Source organism: Enterococcus sp. DIV0187, assembly GCF_051713785.1.
Taxonomy (GTDB): domain Bacteria; phylum Bacillota; class Bacilli; order Lactobacillales; family Enterococcaceae; genus Enterococcus_A; species Enterococcus_A avium.
In genome coordinates this window covers 3,233,586-3,255,373 of record NZ_JBIOQO010000001.1, presented here as the reverse complement: position 1 = coordinate 3,255,373, position 21,788 = coordinate 3,233,586, and the positions used below count along the sequence as shown (strand labels likewise).

The 21,788-nt window shown below is 41.1% G+C and carries 22 protein-coding genes and 1 riboswitch; of the genes, 2 read left to right on the top strand and 20 right to left on the bottom strand.

Going from position 1 to position 21,788, the window contains the following annotated elements; translation table 11 throughout:
* Positions 1-73 precede the first annotated feature (73 nt).
* The 13 genes from rsgA to IGI52_RS15835 form a co-directional block, all read right to left on the bottom strand.
* The gene (gene rsgA, locus IGI52_RS15895) at positions 74-955 is read right to left on the bottom strand and encodes a ribosome small subunit-dependent GTPase A (protein WP_016181574.1); all 882 of its coding nucleotides are present in this window, start codon (positions 953-955) and stop codon (positions 74-76) included.
* Between the two features lie 165 nt (positions 956-1,120).
* Positions 1,121-3,271: a Stk1 family PASTA domain-containing Ser/Thr kinase gene (gene pknB, locus IGI52_RS15890; protein ID WP_016181575.1), complete on the bottom strand. Its 2,151-nt coding sequence runs from the start codon at positions 3,269-3,271 to the stop codon at positions 1,121-1,123.
* Entirely contained in the window at positions 3,268-4,011 is a 744-nt protein-coding gene (locus tag IGI52_RS15885) for a Stp1/IreP family PP2C-type Ser/Thr phosphatase (protein ID WP_016181576.1), read from the bottom strand. Before IGI52_RS15885 ends, pknB begins: the two co-directional genes overlap by 4 nt.
* Before the next feature lie 21 nt (positions 4,012-4,032).
* Positions 4,033-5,385 carry a 16S rRNA (cytosine(967)-C(5))-methyltransferase RsmB gene (rsmB, locus tag IGI52_RS15880; RefSeq protein WP_016181577.1) on the bottom strand — a complete coding sequence of 451 codons (1,353 nt, stop codon included), beginning with the start codon at positions 5,383-5,385 and terminating at the stop codon, positions 4,033-4,035.
* A complete protein-coding gene (gene fmt / locus IGI52_RS15875) occupies positions 5,385-6,326 on the bottom strand; it encodes a methionyl-tRNA formyltransferase (RefSeq protein WP_016181578.1) in 942 nt (313 codons plus the stop codon). Before fmt ends, rsmB begins: the two co-directional genes overlap by 1 nt.
* A complete protein-coding gene (gene def / locus IGI52_RS15870) occupies positions 6,319-6,810 on the bottom strand; it encodes a peptide deformylase (protein WP_016181579.1) in 492 nt (163 codons plus the stop codon). The genes fmt and def overlap by 8 nt, the downstream gene beginning before the upstream one ends.
* Positions 6,811-6,829: 19 nt before the next feature.
* Positions 6,830-9,232: a primosomal protein N' gene (priA, locus tag IGI52_RS15865; protein WP_016181580.1), complete on the bottom strand. Its 2,403-nt coding sequence runs from the start codon at positions 9,230-9,232 to the stop codon at positions 6,830-6,832.
* Positions 9,233-9,390: 158 nt separating this feature from the next.
* Entirely contained in the window at positions 9,391-9,693 is a 303-nt protein-coding gene (rpoZ, locus tag IGI52_RS15860) for a DNA-directed RNA polymerase subunit omega (RefSeq protein WP_010745310.1), read from the bottom strand.
* A 4-nt stretch (positions 9,694-9,697) separates the two neighbouring features.
* A complete protein-coding gene (gene gmk, locus IGI52_RS15855) occupies positions 9,698-10,312 on the bottom strand; it encodes a guanylate kinase (protein WP_016181581.1) in 615 nt (204 codons plus the stop codon).
* 111 nt (positions 10,313-10,423) lie between these two features.
* Positions 10,424-11,308 carry a YicC/YloC family endoribonuclease gene (locus IGI52_RS15850; protein ID WP_438781712.1) on the bottom strand — a complete coding sequence of 295 codons (885 nt, stop codon included), beginning with the start codon at positions 11,306-11,308 and terminating at the stop codon, positions 10,424-10,426.
* Between the two features lie 20 nt (positions 11,309-11,328).
* Complete coding sequence (locus tag IGI52_RS15845; RefSeq protein ID WP_016181583.1) at positions 11,329-11,544, bottom strand: YdbC family protein; 216 nt, start codon at positions 11,542-11,544, stop codon at positions 11,329-11,331.
* Between the two features lie 29 nt (positions 11,545-11,573).
* Positions 11,574-13,214: a patatin-like phospholipase family protein gene (locus IGI52_RS15840; RefSeq protein WP_438781711.1), complete on the bottom strand. Its 1,641-nt coding sequence runs from the start codon at positions 13,212-13,214 to the stop codon at positions 11,574-11,576.
* Positions 13,215-13,357: 143 nt separating this feature from the next.
* Entirely contained in the window at positions 13,358-14,062 is a 705-nt protein-coding gene (locus IGI52_RS15835; protein ID WP_016181585.1) for a class A sortase, read from the bottom strand.
* 266 nt (positions 14,063-14,328) lie between these two features.
* Between IGI52_RS15835 and IGI52_RS15830 the strand changes: the two genes are divergently transcribed.
* Entirely contained in the window at positions 14,329-15,099 is a 771-nt protein-coding gene (locus tag IGI52_RS15830; protein ID WP_016181587.1) for a hypothetical protein, read from the top strand.
* A 45-nt stretch (positions 15,100-15,144) separates the two neighbouring features.
* On the opposite strand, the gene thiT is transcribed toward IGI52_RS15830, so the two are convergent.
* The 3 genes from thiT to IGI52_RS15815 all read right to left on the bottom strand — a co-directional run bounded on the left by thiT (position 15,145) and on the right by IGI52_RS15815 (position 16,839).
* Positions 15,145-15,729: an energy-coupled thiamine transporter ThiT gene (gene thiT / locus IGI52_RS15825; protein WP_016181588.1), complete on the bottom strand. Its 585-nt coding sequence runs from the start codon at positions 15,727-15,729 to the stop codon at positions 15,145-15,147.
* Between the two features lie 48 nt (positions 15,730-15,777).
* Positions 15,778-15,876: riboswitch (TPP riboswitch) on the bottom strand.
* Between the two features lie 69 nt (positions 15,877-15,945).
* A complete protein-coding gene (locus IGI52_RS15820) occupies positions 15,946-16,308 on the bottom strand; it encodes a hypothetical protein (protein ID WP_016181589.1) in 363 nt (120 codons plus the stop codon).
* Between the two features lie 72 nt (positions 16,309-16,380).
* Positions 16,381-16,839, bottom strand: a complete 459-nt coding sequence (locus tag IGI52_RS15815; protein ID WP_016181590.1) for a low molecular weight protein-tyrosine-phosphatase — start codon at positions 16,837-16,839, stop codon at positions 16,381-16,383.
* A 53-nt stretch (positions 16,840-16,892) separates the two neighbouring features.
* Here IGI52_RS15815 and IGI52_RS15810 point away from each other — a divergent pair, with 53 nt between their 5' ends.
* A complete protein-coding gene (locus IGI52_RS15810) occupies positions 16,893-17,861 on the top strand; it encodes a 2-hydroxyacid dehydrogenase family protein (RefSeq protein ID WP_016181591.1) in 969 nt (322 codons plus the stop codon).
* A 2-nt stretch (positions 17,862-17,863) separates the two neighbouring features.
* Here IGI52_RS15810 and IGI52_RS15805 read toward each other — a convergent pair whose 3' ends face one another.
* The 4 genes from IGI52_RS15805 to IGI52_RS15790 all read right to left on the bottom strand — a co-directional run bounded on the left by IGI52_RS15805 (position 17,864) and on the right by IGI52_RS15790 (position 21,771).
* The gene (locus IGI52_RS15805) at positions 17,864-18,439 is read right to left on the bottom strand and encodes a TetR/AcrR family transcriptional regulator C-terminal domain-containing protein (RefSeq protein WP_016181592.1); all 576 of its coding nucleotides are present in this window, start codon (positions 18,437-18,439) and stop codon (positions 17,864-17,866) included.
* 11 nt (positions 18,440-18,450) lie between these two features.
* On the bottom strand, positions 18,451-19,452 hold the full coding sequence (gene ruvB, locus IGI52_RS15800) for a Holliday junction branch migration DNA helicase RuvB (RefSeq protein ID WP_049219860.1): 1,002 nt from the start codon (positions 19,450-19,452) through the stop codon (positions 18,451-18,453).
* Between the two features lie 130 nt (positions 19,453-19,582).
* Positions 19,583-20,176 (bottom strand): Holliday junction branch migration protein RuvA, encoded by a 594-nt coding sequence (gene ruvA / locus IGI52_RS15795; protein ID WP_016181594.1) that lies wholly within the window; start codon positions 20,174-20,176, stop codon positions 19,583-19,585.
* Positions 20,177-20,310: 134 nt separating this feature from the next.
* Entirely contained in the window at positions 20,311-21,771 is a 1,461-nt protein-coding gene (locus tag IGI52_RS15790) for a helix-turn-helix domain-containing protein (RefSeq protein WP_016181595.1), read from the bottom strand.
* Between the last annotated feature and the right edge of the window lie 17 nt (positions 21,772-21,788).

Here is a 21,788-nt window from a genome sequence, read left to right as displayed (position 1 = left end):
TTATACAAAACGTACTGCGAAAAGTTGGACTGACATCCTTTTTCTTTTTAATGTATTTATTTTCCTTTAAAAACTACTTATTTTTTTTGTAGATAGGTCGACGTTTTTCGATTTCTTGTAGAAACTGCAAATAATCATCGTAACGACTCCGTGCAATCGTTCCTTCTTCTAAACGATGCTTTACTTCACAGCCAGGTTCCTTCACGTGTCGACACTCACGGAAACGGCAATTCGGCGCAGCTTCACGAAATTCTGGAAATTGTTTTGGAAGTTCATCAGCTGTAATTTCTAAAAAATCAATCGAACTGAATCCGGGAGTATCGGCTACCAAACCACCAAATAACTCTAACAGCTCGACGTGGCGAGTAGTATGGCGTCCGCGACCTAATGAATCAGATATTTCCCCTGTCTCTAAATTCAAGTCCGGCGAAACAATATTCAACAATGTTGACTTTCCAGCTCCTGATTGTCCCATAAAAACGGTTAATTTATCTGTAAATAAATTTGTTAATTTTTGCTTATCTTGTTCACCATCAATTACAGGATAACCGAGCGGCTCATAAACTGAACGGATTTCATCAACCAACATTTCATCAGCGACTAAATCCGTCTTAGACAAATAGATGATCGGATGAATATACTTATTTTCCAAAGTTACTAGGAAACGATCCAATAGATTGTAAGAAAAATTGGGCTCCACTAGGCTAGTCACAATCACACCTTGGTCAACGTTAGCGACTGGTGGACGAACCAAATCATTTTTTCTTGGTAGCAATTCAAGAATATAGCCTTCACTATTTTCTTCGCTACTAAAAACAACCTCATCCCCAACTAAGGGTGTCAATTTTCTTTTACGAAAGTTTCCCCGTGCGCGAGTTTGGTAAATTTCTCCTTCACTAGCAACATAATAAAAACCACTCAGGGCTTTACGAATCTGTCCTTCGATCCGTCTCATCTCCTTTTTCTTTTGAAAAATTAATTCAATCTACAAGCCGTGTACTATCTTTACAAACATTTCTAAAATCATCTTACAATTCAGCTTTATTGTAGCATACTTCAAATCTAATTTCAGTACAAATAACCTAAAAACCTTTCCTAAAGAATTTAGGAAAGGTTTTTTCTACGGTACTGAGATTGTTTCAGCCTTTTGAACATTTTTCGTGACTGCTGAATTACCGTTACGTTGGACTTCAATGGTGGCAGATTCTCCTTTGATAATCGTTACTGAGACAGACTGTTCCATTGAGGGGGTATTTTTGTCTAATTTAAAGTCTAAAGCTCGTGTTGAAGTTGCGTTTTTTGCATCTTTCAGCATCACTGTAATCGTATCTTGTTGATCACCTGAACCAGTAAATTTAGCAGATATCGTCACATCAAAGCTTGTCTCTTCATTTTCTGGTCCCTTTGAAACATAGACTGTTACATTACTGCCAAGCTTTATAGAACCTGCTCCGGGATCTGTTCGAATAACTTTTCCCTTTTCAACATCATCTGAAAATTCTTGTTGCTCAGAATATTTTAAACCTAAATTGGAAATTGTACTTTCCGCCGTAGCTTTATCTTGACCAGATAAGTCATTTAGTGCCGCATATTCTGATCCTGAACTGACTTTTAAAGTAATTGTGTCTTTTGAAGTCAATCCTGTTCCACTGACAGGGTCTTGACTGATGACCTCGCCAGCTTCAATTGTCTCGCTATATTCATCTATCCGTTTGATTTGATCTATTGTAATCCCTAATTGCAACAGGCTTTGTTCAGCCTCATCATAGGTCATTTGAGAATAATCACCGATTTTTATTTTTTCAGGACCGTCTGAAACCTTAAAAGTAATCTCATCTTCTTTTGGATCAAGCTTGGTCCCGCTTTGAGGGGTTTGACTCAGAATTTGTCCTGCTGGAACTGTGTCGTCGTTGACTTTTTCAGAAACAATATTTTTTTCTAAAAAACCAATTTCCACTAGCTCTTGTGTTGCAGCATCAATCGTCTGACCTTTATAGCTTTTTATCGTAACCTTCTTAGTACCTGAGCTGATAAATAACCGTACAGAACGACTCTTTTTAATCATAGTACCCGCTTCAGGACTTGTCTTAACAACGTGACCCTTTTTTATCGTATCGCTCGGTACTTCTGATGTTTTACTATCAACGGTCAAATTTGCATTCTTTAACGCGGTTCGCGCTTCTGCTTCAGTCATATTCTCAACTTGAGGAATCGATATTTCAGCGGAACTGGTTAGCAGATACCCAACAACCCCGCCGATTCCCAACATCAGCAATAAGAAAATGATAATAAAGCGCTTCTTACCTTTTTTCTTTTTCGGCTTTTCTTCGGGTGCAGGCTGTTCTTCTTTAGGTTTTTCAGTCTGCATATCTTCTGGCTGAATTGGCGTCAATACTTTTGTCTCATCCAGCATCACCGTTGGTTGCCACGGCAATTCATTTGCCCGACCGGATGTTAATGCAGTTGAAAGATCCGCTGCCATTTCTTCGGCCGTCTTATAACGATCTGCCGGCTCCTTCGCAGTTGCGTGCATCACAATGTTCTCTAATGCTTGCGGCACTTCAGGATCAAAGCCTTTTACCGATGGCATTTCGTCTTGAAAATGCTTCAGTGCAATCGTTACGGCCGATTCACCGTCAAAAGGAACACTACCGGTGATCATCTCATACAAAATAATCCCCAAAGCATAAATATCCGATTGCTTTGTTGCCATACTGCCGCGGGCTTGCTCTGGTGATAGATAATGGACAGAACCTAACATAGAATTGGTTTGGGTCAGAGAGGTTTCAGATAAGGCGATCGCAATACCAAAATCCGCGATTTTTACCACGCCTGCCTGATCCATCAAAATATTTTGGGGCTTCAAGTCACGATGGATAATTCCATGTGCGTGAGCTAGGCTCACTGCAGATAGAATTTGTTCCATGATATCTACAATCTTGCCGTAAGGAATGTGCTGATGCATTTGAATATAGCGTTTCAAATCCATTCCCTTCACGTATTCCATAACCAAATACTGCATACCGCTTTCTTCGTCCACATCGTAAACACCGACGATATTGGGATGAACCATTTCAGTTGCTGCTAAAGCTTCCCGTTGAAAACGACGAATCGCAGTTTGATCATTTTGAAAATCGAAGCGTAATATTTTGATGGCAACATCACGATCCAAAATCAAATCGTGGGCCAAGAAGACGTTAGCCATACCGCCGCTACCGATATTGGCGATGACTTTATAACGTCCATTGACCAATTTGCCTATTTCGATCATGGACGAGCCTCCCCTTCAAAATGGATCAGCAAGACAGTGATGTTATCTGCACCACCAGCATCATTGGCCGCATTAATCAATTGTTTCGTCTTAGCTTCCAATGTTTGATCACTTTCCACGATTGCTAAAATATTTTCTTCACTAACCATATTAGTCAAGCCATCTGAGCACAGCAACAAATAATCGTTCTGATGACACTGATGCTTTGAAATATCTGTTTGGATCGTGCCAGCAATTCCTACCGAACGTGTCAGTACATTCTTTTGCGGATGGATTGCCGCCATTTCTGCAGTAATTTCTCCCGATTTCAGCAGCTCATTAACCAAGGAATGATCATCTGTCAATTGCTGCAACTGATTATTTTGAATCAAATAGGCTCGACTGTCACCGACATGAGCCAATACAAATTTTTCATCCAACAAGGCTGTACTGACGATTGTTGTTCCCATTCCTTGCATTTCAGGATGAGCAATCCCTTCTTGATAGATCGCTTCATTGACATTTTGAATTTCAGCTGAAAACCATTTAGCGGCTTCTTCAGGCTGCTCAATAGTTGAGGTCGACCAAGCAGCACCTAATCCGTCAACCGCCATTTTACTAGCAACATCGCCAGCCAAATGACCGCCCATGCCATCGGCTAATATCGCTAAATACATACCTGCTTGATTGGTAAAAACATTTGCATAGTCTTGATTCATATTGCGCCGCTTGCCGATGTCTGATTGAAATTGAATCTCCATCTTTTTGTCCACCTCATTTAGCTATTTTTTTCGCATTGCACAAATAAAGAAGCCGTCTGTCATAAACATTTCTGGGTATAAAACCAACATTTGTTCATGAACCGCTGGCTGTAATTTCATCTCTAAATCTAGTTCAATTTTTTCAAATTCTGGGTGAGCTGTTAAAAATTCAGCAACTACCATTTGGTTTTCTTCTTTCGCAATCGTACATGTACTGTATACCATAATTCCACCAGATTTCAATGTGGGAGCGCAATTCTTTAAAATTTCTAGTTGAATTTTAGGCAATTGAACAAAATCTTGTGGTTGTTTTTGGTATTTGATATCTGGCTTCCGCCGCATCAAGCCTAAACCTGAACAAGGCGCGTCCACTAAGATACGATCAAAAGTTTCTGGTTCGAAGGTTTCTGCCGCTTCACGAGCATCCATTTTTTTCGTCACGACGGTATCAGCTACACGTAATCGCTCCGCATTTTCACGAACCAGCTTTAGTTTGTGTTCATGAATATCCAGCGCTGTCACTGACCCCTCATCTTGTAATAATGCGGCAATATGAGTGGTCTTTCCCCCTGGAGCTGCGCAAGCATCCAACACTTTTTGTCCTGGTTTGATCTGCATTGCTTGAGCGACAAGCATCGAGCTTTCATCTTGAATCGTCAGCCAGCCATTTTGAAACAATTCACTACCAGCTAAAAAGCCTTTATCCGCTACAATGCCATAAGGCGATAATTCGCTGATACGTGCTTCAATACCATCTTCTTCCAAAGCCTCGATCGCCTCTGCACGTGTTAAAAAGCGTAAATCAATCCGAGCGCTGACACGGCTAGGTTCTAATAAAGACAGGCCTAATTTACGCGTCTCTTTCTCTCCGATTTCTGCAACAAATTTTTCTGTCAGAAACTTAGGCAAACTGATTTCAGTTGCTAATCGCTCAATTGGATCTTGGATCAGATCTAACGAAGGTGCTCCTTCGCGTTGAAATGAGCGTAAAACGCCGTTAACGAATTTCCCTGTACCAGGATTCCCTTTAGCTTTAGCGATTTCCACCGCCTCATTGATAATCGCATGGTCGGGAACGCGATCTAAATAAAGCATTTGATAGATAGATAACTGCAATAAGCTTCTGACCCATGGATCAACTTTTTTTGCTTTTTTGATAAAAGGTTCGATATTATACGCTAACAACAGCTGGCGACTAACAGTGCCGTATACAAGCTCTGTCAAGAGTGCTGTATCTTTACCGTCGACTTGGTTCTTTTGAATCAGTTCATTCAATAATAAATTCGAATAGGCGCCACCACGATTGATCCGCTCGATTGCTTCTAAAGCGGTGAAACGAACGGAGCGTAATAATTTCTTTGGAATCTTTGCCATTAGCCCACCTGCTGCCCTTCAGCAATTGCTTGGCCGCTGCCATTTAAAAAGGCTTGGATCGATTGTTTAGCTTTGCCGGCAGGTTGTAGCTCGTCGATTGCTAGCACCGTTCCTTCACCGCATGCGATATGTAATGCTTTTTTGGTGCGAGAAACAATTGTCCCTGGAGCAGCAGTAGTTGTTTCTTCTAATGGAGTAGCGTGGAAAATCTTCCAGCGTGCACCTTCATAGGTTGTAAATGCCACAGGCCATGGATGCATTCCACGAACCTGATTATCAACTGCTTCTGCTGTTTTTTTCCAATCAATCGCTTCTTGTTCACGACTGATATTTGGAGAAAACGTTGCTTCCTCTTCATTTTGTGGTGTAGGCTTCAATTCGCCAGAGATAATCTTCGGCAAGGTCTCTAACAAAAGCTCTTTACCTACTTGGCTAAGTTTTTCAAACATTGTCCCCACATCATCTTGTTTTGTGATAGCAATTTTTCGCTGGCTGAAAATTCCACCAGCGTCCATTTTTTTGATCATTTCCATGATGGTTACACCCGTTTCGGCTTCGCCTTCCATGATCGCATAATGTACTGGTGCGCCGCCGCGATATTTCGGTAGTAATGAGGCATGAACATTGATTGCGCCTAATTTGGGAACTTGTAATAATTTTTCCGGTAAAAATTGTCCAAAAGCGGCCGTAATCAATAAGTCAGGCGCCAATTCTTTAATCTTCTCCATTTCAGGCGAGCCACTAATTTTTTCTGGCTGGAGAACTAATAGATTATGCTTCAGCGCAGCTTCCTTTACTGGTGTAGGGGTGATAATCTTTTTTCGTCCAACCGGTCGATCAGGCTGTGTGACTACTGCTGCTACATCATAACCGGCTTCAATCAAACTTTCTAAAATAGGGACTGAAAAAGCGGGTGTTCCCATAAATACAATTTTAGTCATTGACATGTTCCTCCATATAACGTTCTAAGTCTTCTGGTTTAATCACTTCAATCACTTGATTGATAAACAATTTTCCATCTAAATGATCGATCTCGTGTTGAAAGGCTCTAGCTAAATATCCATAAGCTGTAACTTCCATCTCTGAGCCTTCGCGGTCATAATAACGAACAGTTACTTCATCCGCTCGTTCCACAGTTCCGTATGTCTCTGGAATTGAAAGGCAACCCTCTACATCAATATTAGTTCCCTTGTGCTCGATGATCTCAGGATTAATAAAATCAAAGCGGTCTCCTTCTTCCACTTCTACCACTGCAAGACGCAGATTTTTACCAATTTGTGGTGCTGCAAGCCCAATACCATCGTGAGCTACCATTGTCTCATACATATCGTCTAACAAATTGACAATCTCGTCAGTGATATATTCAATGGGTTCTGCTTTTTTATTTAAGCGTTCATCAGGGTGAATAATAATAGGGTAACGCATAAATTGCTCCTTTCCTGCCTTAAATAAAATACATAGGTTCGTTATCAATAGCGATCAACAAACCTTGACGCTGATCTTTTTGACTCACCTGTAAAATATCTTCTAAGGTTGCTTGTAGTTTCGGTTCATTTTTATATTTGATGATCAGTTGATAATAATAGCGGTTTTTAATCCGCAAGATTGCTCCTGGTGTCGGTCCTAGAAGAATGCTTTGCGGGCTTAGCTGTTTGCGCAATTGTTCTGCTAATTGGAAAGCTTTTTGCGCAGCTCGCATCTCTTCTTGATGAGAGACTGTTACTTTAACTGTGTAATAGTATGGTGGATAATCCGTCTGATGACGAATTCGCATTTCTTGTTGAAAAAAGCTTTCATAATCATGATGTTGAGCAAGTTGGATCGTGTAATGATCTGGATTAAAGGTCTGGATAATGACCTCCCCGGCCTTTTCTCCACGCCCCGCTCTGCCGCTGACCTGGGTCAGCAATTGAAACGTTCGTTCGCTAGAGCGGAAATCCGGCAGATTCAAGGCAGTGTCAGCATTCAATACGCCAACAAGTGTTACGTTCGGAAAATCCAATCCTTTTGCAATCATCTGTGTGCCTAATAAAATATCCGCTTCATGATCACCGAAGGCCGTCAATATCTTTTCATGGGCTCCTTTGCGTCGAGTCGTATCCACATCCATCCGTAAAACTCGCGCTTCTGGAATTAACTCTTCTAATTCCTCTTGAACCTTCTCTGTACCTGTTCCAAAGTAACGAATCTTATCCTTTCCGCACTCTGGACAGCGACGAGGAATTCCTTCCTCGTGTCCGCAATAATGACAACGCATTGTCTTTGTGTCCATATGCAAGGTCAAAGAGATATCACAATTTGGACAAGGCAAGACGAAGCCGCAGTCACGACACATAACAAATGAAGAGTATCCGCGACGATTCAGCAACAGTACGCTTTGTTCGCCTCTGGCTAAACGGTCACGTAGTTTCTCCTCTAGCTTTTCAGAAAAGGAAGAGTTCAATCGTCGCTGCATTTCTTCACGCATATCAACAATTTCGACGGCTGGTAATGATGCGTGTGCATTTGCACGTTCATTCAGCTTTAATAACTGATAAACACCCTTCTGCCCTCGCGCCCGAGATTCTAAAGAAGGGGTTGCACTCCCTAAAACAACTGGACAATCATGGTATTTCCCACGCCAAATCGCTAGATCACGCGCATGATAACGGGGAGATTCATCTTGTTTGTAGCTAGTCTCGTGCTCTTCATCAATGATGATTACACCTAAATTTTCTAATGGTGCAAAAATGGCTGAACGAGCACCCACTACCACATGAGCTTCTCCACGTTCTAACTTACGCCATTCATCGTATTTTTCTCCTTGCGACAAACCACTATGTAAAACGGCTACTTCACTGCCGAACCGTGCCTTAAAGCGTGTTGCCATTTGCGGCGTCAATGAAATCTCTGGTACCAGCATCATAGCTGTCTGACCATTTGCCAGTACATCTTGAATGACCTGCAAGTAGACCTCTGTCTTGCCGCTGCCAGTTACTCCCTCTAATAAGAAAACCTGATGTTCATGGTTAGCGCTTTTTTGACTGATCGCCTCATAAGCGGTTCTTTGTTCGTCGTTCAAATCTAGTGGCGAAGTTGGGCTAATTTCTCTTTCGGCATAAGGATCTCGGTATTTCTCAATCGCTACAAATTCCAGCCAGCCCTTTTTCTCAGCTTGGTTCAGATTGGCTAATGTAAAATCCTCCGCCTTCATTTGTTTCACAGCTATTAGTTCTTCATCGTCCAACTCTGCTAAAAAATCTAACAGTTGTTCTTGCTTATAGGAATTTTTCCGTAACTCGGCTTTTAAACTCTCTAAATTTTCCAGCGCAAAATTTCGCTTAATATAGCGTTCCGTTTTTACTTTGTTTTTTGTATGAACTTCATAGCGTAATTCAATGATACCTTGTTCACGCAATATTGCTAGTTCCTTTAACCAGCCTTGTGCTTCTGCTTCTTCCCAAGTAAGGGAATCGGCTTCACCAAAATACTTTGCTCTGACAGCAGCGTCATCTGTTACAAGAAACAAACGTTTTTGATAATCTGCCTTCATTACGCTAGGCAGCATGGTTTGTAAGCACGTCACTTTGAAAGCAAAGGTCGTCTCTTTCATGTAATCCGCCAATGCCAATAACTCTTTGTTTAAAACGGGAGTTAAGTCTAACGCTCGGATAATCGGTTTCAAATTGTCAGGCAATGGTTCAGATGCAGTCTCAAAGCCAACCACAAATCCTTGAACATGGCGTGATCCGAAACCGACCTCTACCCGCATTCCAACTTCTACCGCTAATTGAGGCGGGATCAAGTAACTAAATGGCTGATCTGTTTGCATCGCCGGTACATCTACGATCACTTGTGCTAATTTCATTCTTTCCGCCTCCATTCTTAAATATTGTACTCGATTTTAACGACAAACACCTAAATTAATGAAACTATGTAAGGAAAACTTTGACACAAAAAAGAAGGGACTGCGCCAAATTATTTGGTACAATCCCATTTACGCTTCGTCAGCAAAAGAATCTTTGCCTAGTTTTGTTCGTTGCGAATCCGTGCTTCTAGATCGCGTTGATCGCGTTCACGTTGCAAATGGCGTTCTTCTTCTTCCATTTTTAAACGTTCCCGTTTGATTTCTGGATGCGGATCATTAATGACCGTGCCAGCATCAATTTCTTCTAAGGCTTGTCCAACACTTTTTACTGATTCAAATGAATCTAAGGTTGGTTGCGCCCCTGCATCTAATTCATGGGCGCGTTTGCTGGCTAAGATAACTAAAGAATATTTTGAATTTACATGGTCTAACAACGTATCAATTGAAGGTTTTAACATCATAAGCTTATATCTCCTTTAACATTTTAATATATTTACCAATCACTCGGTCAACTCGGTAATGTTCACTGACGATGATATCCTTGATTCGATCGACAGCATTTTGTACTTGATCATTGACGACCGCATAATCATAGAGGGCCATCATTTCGATTTCTTGGCGCGCAACACGCATCCGTTCTTCGATCACTTCAGGGCTATCGGTACCTCGTCCAACGATCCGCGCTTTTAATTCTGCCAGATCTGGCGGCGTTAAGAAAATAAAGACACCATCTGGTACTTTTTCTTTTACCTGCTGGGCACCTTGGACTTCGATCTCTAGAAAGACATCTTTTCCTTCATCCAATGTTTTGTTTACATAAGTAAGGGGCGTACCATAATAATTTCCAACATATTCAGCATATTCCAGCATCTCGCCCGCTTCGATCATCGCTTCAAATTCTTCTTTCGTGCGGAAATAATAATCGACGCCGTCTACTTCTCCTTTTCGCATTGGACGGGTGGTCATTGAGACGGAGTATTCGAACTCATTATCGTCTCTTTCAAAAATGGCTTTTCTGACCGTTCCTTTTCCAACTCCGGAAGGTCCCGATAATACAATCAACAGTCCTCGTTCAGACATACTAACGCCCTTTCATGCTCTTTTTCGCTAACGCCTATTGTGCACTTTTTTTGTGAAAATTTCAAGAGGCATCGTTAAGCTGCTCCATATTTCTTATAGAATCCCTCAAAACTATTCAACATTTTGGATTTGTTCTCGAATTTTTTCTAAAATCGTTTTTAATTGAACTACAATATCCTTAATCTGGATCGGGCTGGATTTTGAACCAATCGTGTTGACTTCTCGATTCATTTCTTGCAACAAGAAATCTAGCTCTCGACCAACAGGTTCGGTCGCTTGCAACAGTTTCGCTAATTTTTCTATATGAATACTCAAACGATCCAATTCTTCATGAATATCGCCTCGTTCCAATAAAATCGCTAGTTCGGTTAATAAGCGATCTTGGTCGACAGTGTTTCCCAAATATTCCTCTAATTTTGCTTGGTATCGTTGCTGAAAATCTGCTTCATATTCATTCACAAATCCACTTAACTCTACTACTAAGGCCTGGACCTTACTGCCATAGTCTACTAAAACTTTTTGAATACCTGCCCCTTCAGATTCACGACTAGCTGCTAATTGAGTAAATGCTTCATTAGCTACTGCTTGGACTAATTCCTCCAGCGTATCTTCTTCTGTGGGCTGGTCAATCAACGTCACAAAATCACTTTGTTCCATCGCCTTAACTAGGACTTGCTCCACCGGGAAATCAACGATTCCAAAATGTTCCTTTCCACCATTTTGCAACTCTGTCACCAACTGCTGCAGCAGCGGCCAATCAACTGAAATCTGCTTGTTTCCACTTTTTAACGGGGTTAAGTTAATGAATACATCGACGCGTCCTCGTTGGATTTTTTCTTTCGCGATCTTACGAATTAGGGATTCAAAAGGGTTTAATTCCTTGGGCATTCGAATCTGCAGATCTAAAAAACGATTATTGACGCTTTTTAGTTCAATAGTTAATTCATAAGCATCATTGGTTTGCACAGCTTGCCCATAACCGGTCATACTCTTCATATTATCTGATCCCTTCTTGATTACATCTTATTTAGCGTTTCCTTCAAGGCAGCAAATTCTTCATTACTTAATGTTACACCTTTACCCATTTTTTCATGATTGGGAGCCCAGTCCCGTAAATCAAATTTCGGCGGCCGTTCATTCCAGCTCACCAAATTCAGTTCCTTGCGCCAGCCCTTCGGATTTTCCGATAGTACCGCGATTTCTTCGACGATTTCATAATTAAACTCTGCCATTATAGTTCCTCCTAATATATAACTAAAAATTACTTATCATTGTACAAATCATTAATAAGATAGCCATTTCGCATGTATTTTAAAAAAACTGCCAGCATGGTAGGTATCGGCCAACGGCGATAAAACTTCTCGAGAGAACCTTGTAGCTGATAAATTTGTAAAACTTGATAATAAGTAGAAAAAATATTGTGATTCTCAATAAAATCTTCAATTTGCTCTTGAACTGAAAAATTGGCATTCAATTTGATCGGCATCTCAAATTGCCGCAGGATAGTCTCGATAAATTCCTGTGGCGTAAAAACACGAACTGGCGAAACATTTACCCAATAGGCAAAAAATTCCATGAATGCCAAACTAAGCAATTCGATCGGAATATTTTGTTGAAAAAACTTTTTCAGTTCTGGATAAAGAGTAGCTCTATTGACTGCGATTTCCGTTTTGAGATAACGTAAAAACTTCTTAGTTATTCTTTCAAAATCTACGTTACGACTAAAAAAGTAGCGATATCCCTGCAATTCGCCCAGTGCTCGTTTGGTCTCCAAATAGCCCAAGTCAATATTTTCCGAAGAACGCGCACTCTGAAACAACAACAAATCCCCCAAACTCCAAGGGCTTGCCAAAGACAGTTCAGCAATCTCATTTGGTAGTCGATACTTCTTGTCCAAGCCCGGACCATGAACATCTACTATGATCACTTCCGTTATCGGTTTTTGCAAGGCAATATCCACTGGCAAATTATTGCGGTAGCCGCCATCCACATAAAATTCATTCTTTATTTTAGCCATTGTCATCATAGGGAAAAAGGAAGCGGATGCCAGCAACCAATCAATCATCTCCTCTTCACGGCACTCGTTAAGGGAAACAACCACTTCTTGAAAAGCGGGAACCTTAGTCGTGACAATATAAAAAGGACAACCTTCTTGAATACTCTGAACATCCAGCCGCTCTTCCAATAAGCGCCTAAGTGGTTCTGAAGAAATGCCGCGTTGCCGTAAAGAGGTTCGAACAAACGTCCGCAGCTGATCCACCTGCGCCGAAAAATCCAGCTCTTCCACTTCCTTGAAGGTAATGTCTAATACCTTATCGGTCTCGATTTCCTCCCATAGTGCTAAGGCTTGGTTATAATCTCCTTGGGCAATCAGTGCCCCATTTAATCCTCCGACTGAGGTTCCTGTAATCACTTCAAATTGAATGTTCTTTTCCAATAATGCTTTCCAAACGCCAATTTGATAAGCGCCGCGTGCCCCGCCGCCACCTAATACAAGTCCAGTATGATAAACCATTTCTTTTTGCCAAACACCGTTATTCGGTTGATAACCTTGGGCAATCAGCCACTGTTGAAGAATCAGGTTTGCTTCAATCTTTATCTGCAATTTCTGTTTGAACTTTTGGCGTGCGGCATTTTCCAGCATCACAAAAGCTGTCTGCCAGTTCAGTTCTGTTGAAATCAATAGATTTTTGATCCGCCAACTATCACTCTCATCCATTTTATCTACCAGCAGCCAATGTGACTTGCATTGTATCCAATAGCCTTCACCGCGTTTTACAGCTGCTAAAAAAGCCGACCGACCTTGACTATGAGAGGCATAAAATGGAAAGAGCAGCTGCATTTGTTGGAATCTCCCCCAAAATGCTAAGACATCCGACATGTAAATTCGCTTTAGCTCCATCGCGTCCTCCCTTCTGTTTATCGTTAATTAACGGCATATATTTCTTTCAGTATAGCAGAAATTTTCTAGTAACAAAAAACCTCAAGGCGAGCCTTGAAGCTTTCTGATAAAGGTTTATTCCACAAACTAACTATTCAAGGTGTTTAATAGGTGCGCTGTTCCATTTCGAACGCCTTACGCATCGTATTAGTAGCATTGTCAACTGGCGTCATAGCTACTAGATCTCCTTGAACGATGATGCGAGTAACTCCTTCAATTTCACCACAGGTTATCAAGGTAACCTGCTGTTTATCTGGCTGCACATCCAGATATTTTACTTCTGTCGGCTGTACTCGAACTTTTAACGTCGTCTTATAGGTATAGATATTATGCAAATCAGTCAAATAAATCAAATCGCCCTCTTTGACGCTTTCAAGAGGTGTAAATAACAATCCTGGACGATCTGCTCGGTGACTCGCCAAGGCATAATTACCTTCGCCAAGCTTTTGATCTGGAGACAATGTCCCTGCTCCGTAAAGCAGCACCTCATTAGATAAGCCCTTGAAAATCGGCAGGTTAATCTCCACTGATGGGATGGCAATTCCGCCGATCACTGGTAAGCGTTTATTACTTAATTGCGCCTGCAATACCGCTTCAGTGCTTGCCGGTTCTACCGCATCAAAATCAAAGGATGCTTCTTTTTCCATGTTTTTATCAATTTCATTTCGATCCATTTTCGCTACGGCATACCGCTCACCATTATATTGCATCAAAAAATATTTGATTTGATTGTTAAAAATCAAAGCCAAGCCTACTAACAATAATAAGAAAAGAAAAATATTTATTAGCCAATTTCTTTTTTTCTTCATCACATGCCTCCTGCATTCTTGCGCTAATCATATCATACCCTATTAAATCTCGTGATACTACTTTCACTTAATAGAAAAAATTTAAAAAAATGAAATAAACAGATGGTAGATTCGTTATTTATTAAAATGATTTTATATGTTAAAAAGGTGCTTTAATGTTGCAGTTATTAAGGGGTTTGTAATCAAATTTTAAAATAAAAGATACGAGCTTTTTTTTATTATTGAGTTAAAATGATTGTGACGACTATTAGAAAGGGTGAAAATTTGTGCCAGAAACGTTATTTGCTTATATTGATTCCACAAGTAATGCTGTGCTCTCAAAAGGTTTTTCACCCAGCGATTTTGTTGATGGAATCGTTCATCAGCCGAAACATTTGTTATTGCTAGATCCAGTCGCAGAAGCTGGAGAATACGAGCCCCATACAGGTTTGAAAATCGTTAATAGTCCTGATCAAGTCCAACAATTTTTTAACAACAAGGTATTCACACATTCAAAAGGAATTAAGTGGATTGATTTTAATGATTACGCAATGTTGAAGGAACTAACTCCATTAGAAATTTCTGAACTACTATATTTTGGGCATATGCGAACACATCTGCATTCACCCTTTTTTTATAAATTACAAAATAATTTCGTCTATTTTAATTTGGGAAACGAAACGATGCGTGTATATTATCGCTACCTGGATGAATTCTATCGTATCTTAGCTAGTAAGTTGACTCGAATCGTCTTAGAAAAAGTTAACGATCGCCGATCTTTTTTCCGCAAAGGCTCTTCAGTTGCTCCCTTAGATGGCGAACTGTTGAAGGAATTATATCCGATCCTACAAGAAGGTGCAATTTTTTGCCTCAGTCAATCTGAAATGAAAAATCGCGTTTACAGCATCCCAATATTCTTATCCGATGAAAAAGGTTGGCGCCGCAGTCCTAAAAACTACAAAAAGGAACAACAGATCGCGGAAATCACTTACGACACTGCCAAACAGCTTTGGACACTAGACATTGAGAATGATGATCCAGTCTTTTCATTCCGATAAAAAAGCATTTGCCTACACAGGACAAATGCTTTTTTTTGCTATCTATTAATGACTTTGTTTTTGAATTAAATGGCGGTCCTTCGGCAAATACAATTGCGGTGCCTTTTCTGCGACCACAACTGCGACAATAGCCGTCACAACGGCGGTTGCTAAACCGCTAACTCCATTCATAACAAGAGAAAAGATCCATGGATTCATTCCCCATAAAGCATAACTTCCCCAAAACACCACGCCAGCGATGAAATGCCAGAAAAATCGTGCTCCTGTTCCGATAAAGGTTCCGAAAACAATATTCCTTCGCACGCTCCCCATATCCCGCTCACTCAAAGCTTTTTGAACCTTTTTCGCATATAATCCAGCAAAACCGGCAAAGGTAAACGCGATTGGATACTCGATTAATACTTGAACAACGCTGAGATAAACAACCTGACTCGCTGGAAAATGCAAGATTCCCCAAATGAAAGCTGCCATCAGCGCGGGCTTCAACCCACGGCGCAGAGCAAACAATGTCAGTGGGATCATTCCCAGTGAAATCGTGAAGCTGCTGCCGATAGTGGTCGGTATAAAAGATAATACCAACGCTAAGGCTGCCACCACTGTTCCTTCCACTAAAATTCTTGTCTTATACATAAAAAACTCCTCCTTTTGAACATACAGTCCACAAAGGAGAAGTAAATATCTTTACTTCATCACAATTCCTACGCTCGAATAACCGAAACAGGTACTAGGGTTTAGAGTAATCTCAATCTCAGCCCGAGGGCTCCCCTTTGCGACAGTATTATTCTATTTTCTAGTACATCCAGAGTATAACAGATGTCTGTTTGCTCGTAAATGTATAAAATACTTTTATCGGGAAATACTTTCTTGATCCCCACTTGGTGATAAGGTCGTCACCTTTTTGATCCGATCAATCGTCAACATCACCAATTGATTATCTTGAGTACGGATAACGATAGAATCATTAGTCACCGCTTTAGGCAGCCAACCAGAGATTGTTTGAAATTTTTCTTCGTTGTTTTCATCCTGAACTTGAATGACTACTAAACTATTCTGTAGAGATGCCATTTTCAGTTTGAGAAAAATATTCTCATTGGCCTGCTCTTGAGCACGTTTTTCAGCAGAATCATTCAAAAAATCCGAGATGAAACGATACGACGAATTTGAAAACAGCTTGATTAAATTCTTCTTGGGCTTCTCGTTTTTAGTCATTCAGCTTCCTCCTATCAAGAGCATGGTTACGTAGTTTGATTTTACTTAAATTCAAACGAAAAAACAAGGAATCTAATCCATTTCAAAAAAAGTTAACCATTCGTTTAAACCTTTCTGAATTAAATCATAGGTTTCTTCAAAATTCCCTGTATACCACGGATCGGGAATTCCTTCGCCTGTGCAGCCCGGAACACGATCTAAATAAAGATAAATCTTGTCTTCAGTTCCTGCTGGCGCCATCGCTTGCAGGTCACTGACATTTTCTTGATCCATCCCAATAATGTAATCAGTATCATAAAAATCTTCCTTCGTCACTTGACGCGCACGCATTCCTTTGGCCGAAATGTGGTGCTGCGCTAGTATTTTTTGTGTTCCAGGATGAGGTGGATTTCCCACTTCCCAGCGACTCGTAGCTGCCGAATCAACGTCAAAATCAGTCACATGTTTTGTTTTAAAGGCATCGCGAAAAATTGCTTCTGCCATAGGTGAGCGGCAAATATTTCCCATACAAACGAATAGAATCTTTTTCATGTCATACCTCCTGTGCTATAGTCAATTTATCGAAATGAAATGAGGGATTGTAAATGAGTAAAATTTATCTTTCCGCCAAACTGCCAGAGCTTGGCACAAACTTATTAAAAAAAGCCGGACTTGATTATCAAGTCTATGAAGGCGTCGGATTAATTTCAAAAAAGGAACTTATCAAAAATATTTCTGACTGTGAAGTATTGATTTGTCCCCTATCAACACAGGTGGATCGCGAAGTCATTGATGCTGCACCTGAATTGAAATTGATTGCCAATTTTGGGGCCGGCTTTAACAATATCGACAGTGCCTATGCGAAGGAGAAAAAAATCTATGTAACAAATACACCCGTGGTCTCCACCAACGCAACCGCAGAATTAACAGCTGGTTTGATTATCAGCTTATCTCGTCGAATCGTCGAAGGAGATCGCTTGATGCACGATCAAGGCTTCGATGGCTGGGCACCGCTCTTTTTCTTAGGCCATGAATTAAAGAATAAAACATTAGGAATCATCGGCATGGGACAAATCGGACAAGCCTTAGCCCGTATGATGAACGCATTTGGGATGAAAATCCTCTATACTCAGCGCCGACCATTGACTCCTGAGCTGGAGAAAAAATTGCAGGCAACCTATGCTTCTCAAGCCGAGGTAATTCAGCAGGCTGATGTTTTGACTCTGCATGCACCGTTAACAGAAGAGACCCATCATCTGCTGACAAATGAAGCATTTGAGCAAATGAAAGACACTGCCTTCCTGATCAATGCAGCACGCGGTCCATTAATTGATGAAGCAGCCTTGCTTCAAGCCTTGAAAAATCATCAAATTGCCGGGGCAGCTTTGGATGTCTACGAGTTCGAGCCACAGGTCACTAAAGGTTTGGAAAAATTGTCCAATGTCATCTTGACGCCTCACATTGGCAACGCCAGCGTAGAAGCTCGGGATCAGATGGCTGAGATCGTGGCAAACAATGCCATCGCTATCGAAAAACACGAATCAATCAAACACATCGTCAATGGACTGGACTGAGCTTAACGCTCATTCCAGTCTTTTTCATACAAGCGATAGGCAAAAAATTCGATATCCTTTGCAAAGCGAAACAACTGTGCCGCAATAGTAATCGGCGGCTGATTCGCCCCTGCTAACAACCAATCAGTCAAAATACCGCCACAGCCGTGGGCTAAAAAGCGAGCATAAAATTCTTTGTCTGTCGGGGAAAGCTCCCCTTCCCGATCAACCTCATCGAACAGACGAACAAATAGACGCTGCGCCAGCTCATTGAACTCTTTTGTTAATACTTCTGGCTTTGCCTTTACGGTATTCAAATAAAATTGATGACAAAGCTGCATCTTTTTTAACATTTTAAGAACGGATTCTTCCCAATTCGTCAATGCTAGCTCCTCAGAAATTAAATATTGCAGTCCTCGTTGATAATACGCGTAATGGAGCAGATCGTCCTTGTCTTTAAAATGATAATAAAATGTTTGGCGGTTCAGATTAGCCTTTTGACTGATATCTTGAACAGTGATTTTATCATAATTTTTTTCTTGGCATGCAGTAACTAGGGCTTGGACAAATGCTTCCTTGGTTGCTTTTCCTTCCGCCATTTTTTCACCTTCTATGTTTGATAAGGATAATTGAAATGTTCATACGCTAACGGTGTCGCCATGCGCCCCCGTTGTGTCCGTTTGATAAACCCCTTCTGGATCAAATAGGGTTCATACATATCTTCTACAGTCTCACGTTCTTCACCGATGTTGACTGCTAATGTGCTTAAGCCGATCGGTCCCCCATGATAAAGCTCGATCATCGTCTTCAGTAATTTCTGATCGACATAATCTAACCCTGCTTCATCCACCTGTAGTAATCCTAACGCCTGATCTGCAACAGTGCGATCAATTACGCCATCTGATTGAACCTGGGCAAAATCACGAATCCGTTTCAGCAAACGATTGGCGATCCGCGGGGTTCCCCGTGAGCGACGAGCGATCTCAATCGCTCCTTCTTCCACAATCTCCGTTTGAAAAATATCGGCTGACCGCAGAACGATTTCTCGCAAATCATCCTCTTCGTAATACTCCATATGAGAAATAATCCCAAATCGATCTCGTAGTGGCGCCGACAACATCCCTGCACGTGTCGTCGCGCCAACTAAAGTAAAAGGCGGCAAAGGAAAATGTACGGGATGAGCGGTTGGACCTTGCCCCACCATGATATCCACATAATAATCCTCCATCGCTGAATACAGTGTTTCTTCGGCAACCCGCGGCAAACGGTGAATCTCATCGATAAATAAGACATCCCCAGGCTCCAACTCATTCAAAATCGCAACTAAATCACCCGGTCGTTCGATCGCTGGTCCGCTGGTAGAGCGAATCTGCACATCCATCTCATTGGCGATCACCATCGCCATCGTTGTTTTCCCTAAACCGGGAGGTCCATAAAGCAAGACATGATCTAAGGCTTCCTGACGGTTTTTAGCCGCTTCGATGTAGATTGATAGCTCTTGTTTGACCTTATCTTGTCCGATATATTGTGCGAGATAACGAGGACGCAACGATTTTTCTAAACTTTTATCACTCTCATCCGCATCAGGCGAGAGTAAACGTTCTTCATCCATCACTTTTCCTCCAATTTTCTTTATTACATACTACAAGCATCATACTTTATTTAAGAGCTAACTCAGTAATAAAGTTGATTTTTGCATACCATTCCACTAATCGTGCAAAAGCCACGAGACGGAAGTGGTACTACTTCTTCATCATTAACTTCAATGCTGCCCGTAAATAATCGTCGGTATTTTGTAGACTTTCTTTTTCCAGTACTTTTTCAACCTTCTTGATTTCCTTCGGACTGTAGCCTAACGCCTGCAAAGCTTCCATCGCTTCAGCAAGTGCTGTATCGTCGTTGCCTTCATAAAATAGCGACATTGGATCTTCAACTAATTCGGTTAATTTACCTTTGAGATCCAAGACCATTTGCTGTGCGGTCTTCTTGCCGACACCTGGGAATTTCGTTAAATAGGTCACATCACCGGCTTCGATCGCTTGAATCAATCCCTGATGGTCCTCATTTGCCATAATCGCCAATCCGCTTTTTGGTCCAATTCCCGAAACGGACAACAAACGTAAAAACAGCTCTTTTTCGGCCAACGTTTCAAAACCGTATAATAAATGAGCATCCTCGCGAATGATCTGCTGCACATAGATCGTGACGGACTGCTCCATTTTGCTGCTGTAGCGGTAAGGATTGCCTATCGCGATTTGATAGCCGATCCCATTCACATCCAACACCACATAGCTGGGACTGATGAAGGTCAAACGACCCGTAATATACTCGTACATAATTGTTCCTTTCTTTGGTTAAGAAAACTGCTTTTCGACAAAAAACTGCCGCTCGTTTCCATTATTTTTTCGTATCGGCAGGCTACCGATAAACTGCACATATGTTCTCATTATTCTAGCACAAAAATCAGCGGTTAAAAACTCTTACCGCCGAATCCTTGTAATAACCTTAATAGAGCAAAATAATCTGCCATATGCAATTCCTGTGTGATCGTTAAAGTTGGCACCTCATCATCCTCATAAATCAGGCTGGTCGTTAGGCAAACATCACTGTCAGTCAATGTTTTTGCAAATACAACTTGGAAATCATTTGCTAAAAACTGGTGTAAATCTTCCTTCAAAAGCGTTTCTTCAAATTCCGGCAGATCAGTCTGGAGAAAAATCCTCAACACAGGCTGCATCGTTAATTCCGGTAAACGTCGCAAGACCGATAGATAACGTCCGAATAAAATGGATTCACTGCCACCCTGATCCGCTAAAAGCTCAGAAACAAACGCTGCAAGCTTTGGCTGTTGACGTGTAACCATCGTCCAAAAAGCTTTTCCATTGATATTAAAGCGAATCATAGGAAATAAATGATGGTACAAATGCCCGCTGATCAAATAATTCTCCGCATGTAACGCTTGAAATTTTTTCCAAGTCGCGTGGTCATTGATTTTCTTTTCCAAGAGCTGATCCATCGCTGCTACTTCCTCAAACACCAAAAATGGCGGTCTAGCCAATAAGCTATGGATTTTCTCTGCGATAGTGGGTACACGATAGTACTCCTCTCGTGTTAATAAATGTAAAAAAAGATTTCCTAGTGAGGCTTGCTTTCGAAAGTAAATAGGCATAATGGGTCTTAGTTGGCGAGCAAAATCATTAAAGAGCGGGTCATCATTTAAGACGCTTTGAGTGCTCGAAGTCTTTTCTAATGCGTGCTGCTGAACCTCTCGCAGCAAGTGAGCCGCTACCAAATATTCCAAACGCTGTGCTTTAATAGGATTCAACTCGACTCGAAAAAATTGCTGGATCTCTCGACTGATTTTTCTGATTGGTTCATGCTGCAGTAATGTGAAGGGCCAATTTTTACCACGAAACAAGCGCCAATAATAAACCGATAGATACATTCGTACAACCGATTCCGGTGCTTGGAAAAGTACCTCTCCTCGTTGAATGGTTAATTGCAACGGCAACAATTCTTTACTTAGTTCCTTTAATTTACGTCGGATCGTAGACTCGCTGCGGTATAATTTATCACTTAGCTCCTTGATTGTTCGAATATTTTCGATAATTAACAGATTAAGCAGGCGATAGGCTAACGAATGACGAATTAAATCGACCAAAAATTGATTTTCTTCCATCGTCTGAGCAGCAATCAACAGACGATAACTGTTTCCCTTTTTTTCAAATAGTGGCAATTCTGTTTCGGTGAATCGGTGATACTGTTTACTCAGTTCCGTCAGCAGACGCTGCACACTGCGAACATCCAATTTAAGCATCTCAGCTAATTCACTTTTCTTATACAGCTGATCATCATCCATCACTTCCAATAATCGGACGCTAAGATATACATCCTTTTCGTAATGTTGTAATTCCAGCGCTTTGATATACATAAAAAAACTCCTTCACG

What these genes read in the sequence shown, in the direction of transcription:
- rsgA (WP_016181574.1), bottom strand. Translation starts at nt 955, where the DNA reads ATGAGACGGATCGAAGGACAGATTCGTAAAGCCCTGAGTGGTTTTTAT.
- pknB (WP_016181575.1), bottom strand. Translation starts at nt 3,271, where the DNA reads ATGATCGAAATAGGCAAATTGGTCAATGGACGTTATAAAGTCATCGCC.
- IGI52_RS15885 (WP_016181576.1), bottom strand. Translation starts at nt 4,011, where the DNA reads ATGGAGATTCAATTTCAATCAGACATCGGCAAGCGGCGCAATATGAAT.
- rsmB (WP_016181577.1), bottom strand. Translation starts at nt 5,385, where the DNA reads ATGGCAAAGATTCCAAAGAAATTATTACGCTCCGTTCGTTTCACCGCT.
- fmt (WP_016181578.1), bottom strand. Translation starts at nt 6,326, where the DNA reads ATGACTAAAATTGTATTTATGGGAACACCCGCTTTTTCAGTCCCTATT.
- def (WP_016181579.1), bottom strand. Translation starts at nt 6,810, where the DNA reads ATGCGTTACCCTATTATTATTCACCCTGATGAACGCTTAAATAAAAAA.
- priA (WP_016181580.1), bottom strand. Translation starts at nt 9,232, where the DNA reads ATGAAATTAGCACAAGTGATCGTAGATGTACCGGCGATGCAAACAGAT.
- rpoZ (WP_010745310.1), bottom strand. Translation starts at nt 9,693, where the DNA reads ATGATGTTAAAACCTTCAATTGATACGTTGTTAGACCATGTAAATTCA.
- gmk (WP_016181581.1), bottom strand. Translation starts at nt 10,312, where the DNA reads ATGTCTGAACGAGGACTGTTGATTGTATTATCGGGACCTTCCGGAGTT.
- IGI52_RS15850 (WP_438781712.1), bottom strand. Translation starts at nt 11,308, where the DNA reads ATGAAGAGTATGACCGGTTATGGGCAAGCTGTGCAAACCAATGATGCT.
- IGI52_RS15845 (WP_016181583.1), bottom strand. Translation starts at nt 11,544, where the DNA reads ATGGCAGAGTTTAATTATGAAATCGTCGAAGAAATCGCGGTACTATCG.
- IGI52_RS15840 (WP_438781711.1), bottom strand. Translation starts at nt 13,214, where the DNA reads ATGGAGCTAAAGCGAATTTACATGTCGGATGTCTTAGCATTTTGGGGG.
- IGI52_RS15835 (WP_016181585.1), bottom strand. Translation starts at nt 14,062, where the DNA reads ATGAAGAAAAAAAGAAATTGGCTAATAAATATTTTTCTTTTCTTATTA.
- thiT (WP_016181588.1), bottom strand. Translation starts at nt 15,729, where the DNA reads ATGTATAAGACAAGAATTTTAGTGGAAGGAACAGTGGTGGCAGCCTTA.
- IGI52_RS15820 (WP_016181589.1), bottom strand. Translation starts at nt 16,308, where the DNA reads ATGACTAAAAACGAGAAGCCCAAGAAGAATTTAATCAAGCTGTTTTCA.
- IGI52_RS15815 (WP_016181590.1), bottom strand. Translation starts at nt 16,839, where the DNA reads ATGAAAAAGATTCTATTCGTTTGTATGGGAAATATTTGCCGCTCACCT.
- IGI52_RS15810 (WP_016181591.1), top strand. Translation starts at nt 16,893, where the DNA reads ATGAGTAAAATTTATCTTTCCGCCAAACTGCCAGAGCTTGGCACAAAC.
- IGI52_RS15805 (WP_016181592.1), bottom strand. Translation starts at nt 18,439, where the DNA reads ATGGCGGAAGGAAAAGCAACCAAGGAAGCATTTGTCCAAGCCCTAGTT.
- ruvB (WP_049219860.1), bottom strand. Translation starts at nt 19,452, where the DNA reads ATGGATGAAGAACGTTTACTCTCGCCTGATGCGGATGAGAGTGATAAA.
- ruvA (WP_016181594.1), bottom strand. Translation starts at nt 20,176, where the DNA reads ATGTACGAGTATATTACGGGTCGTTTGACCTTCATCAGTCCCAGCTAT.
- IGI52_RS15790 (WP_016181595.1), bottom strand. Translation starts at nt 21,771, where the DNA reads ATGTATATCAAAGCGCTGGAATTACAACATTACGAAAAGGATGTATAT.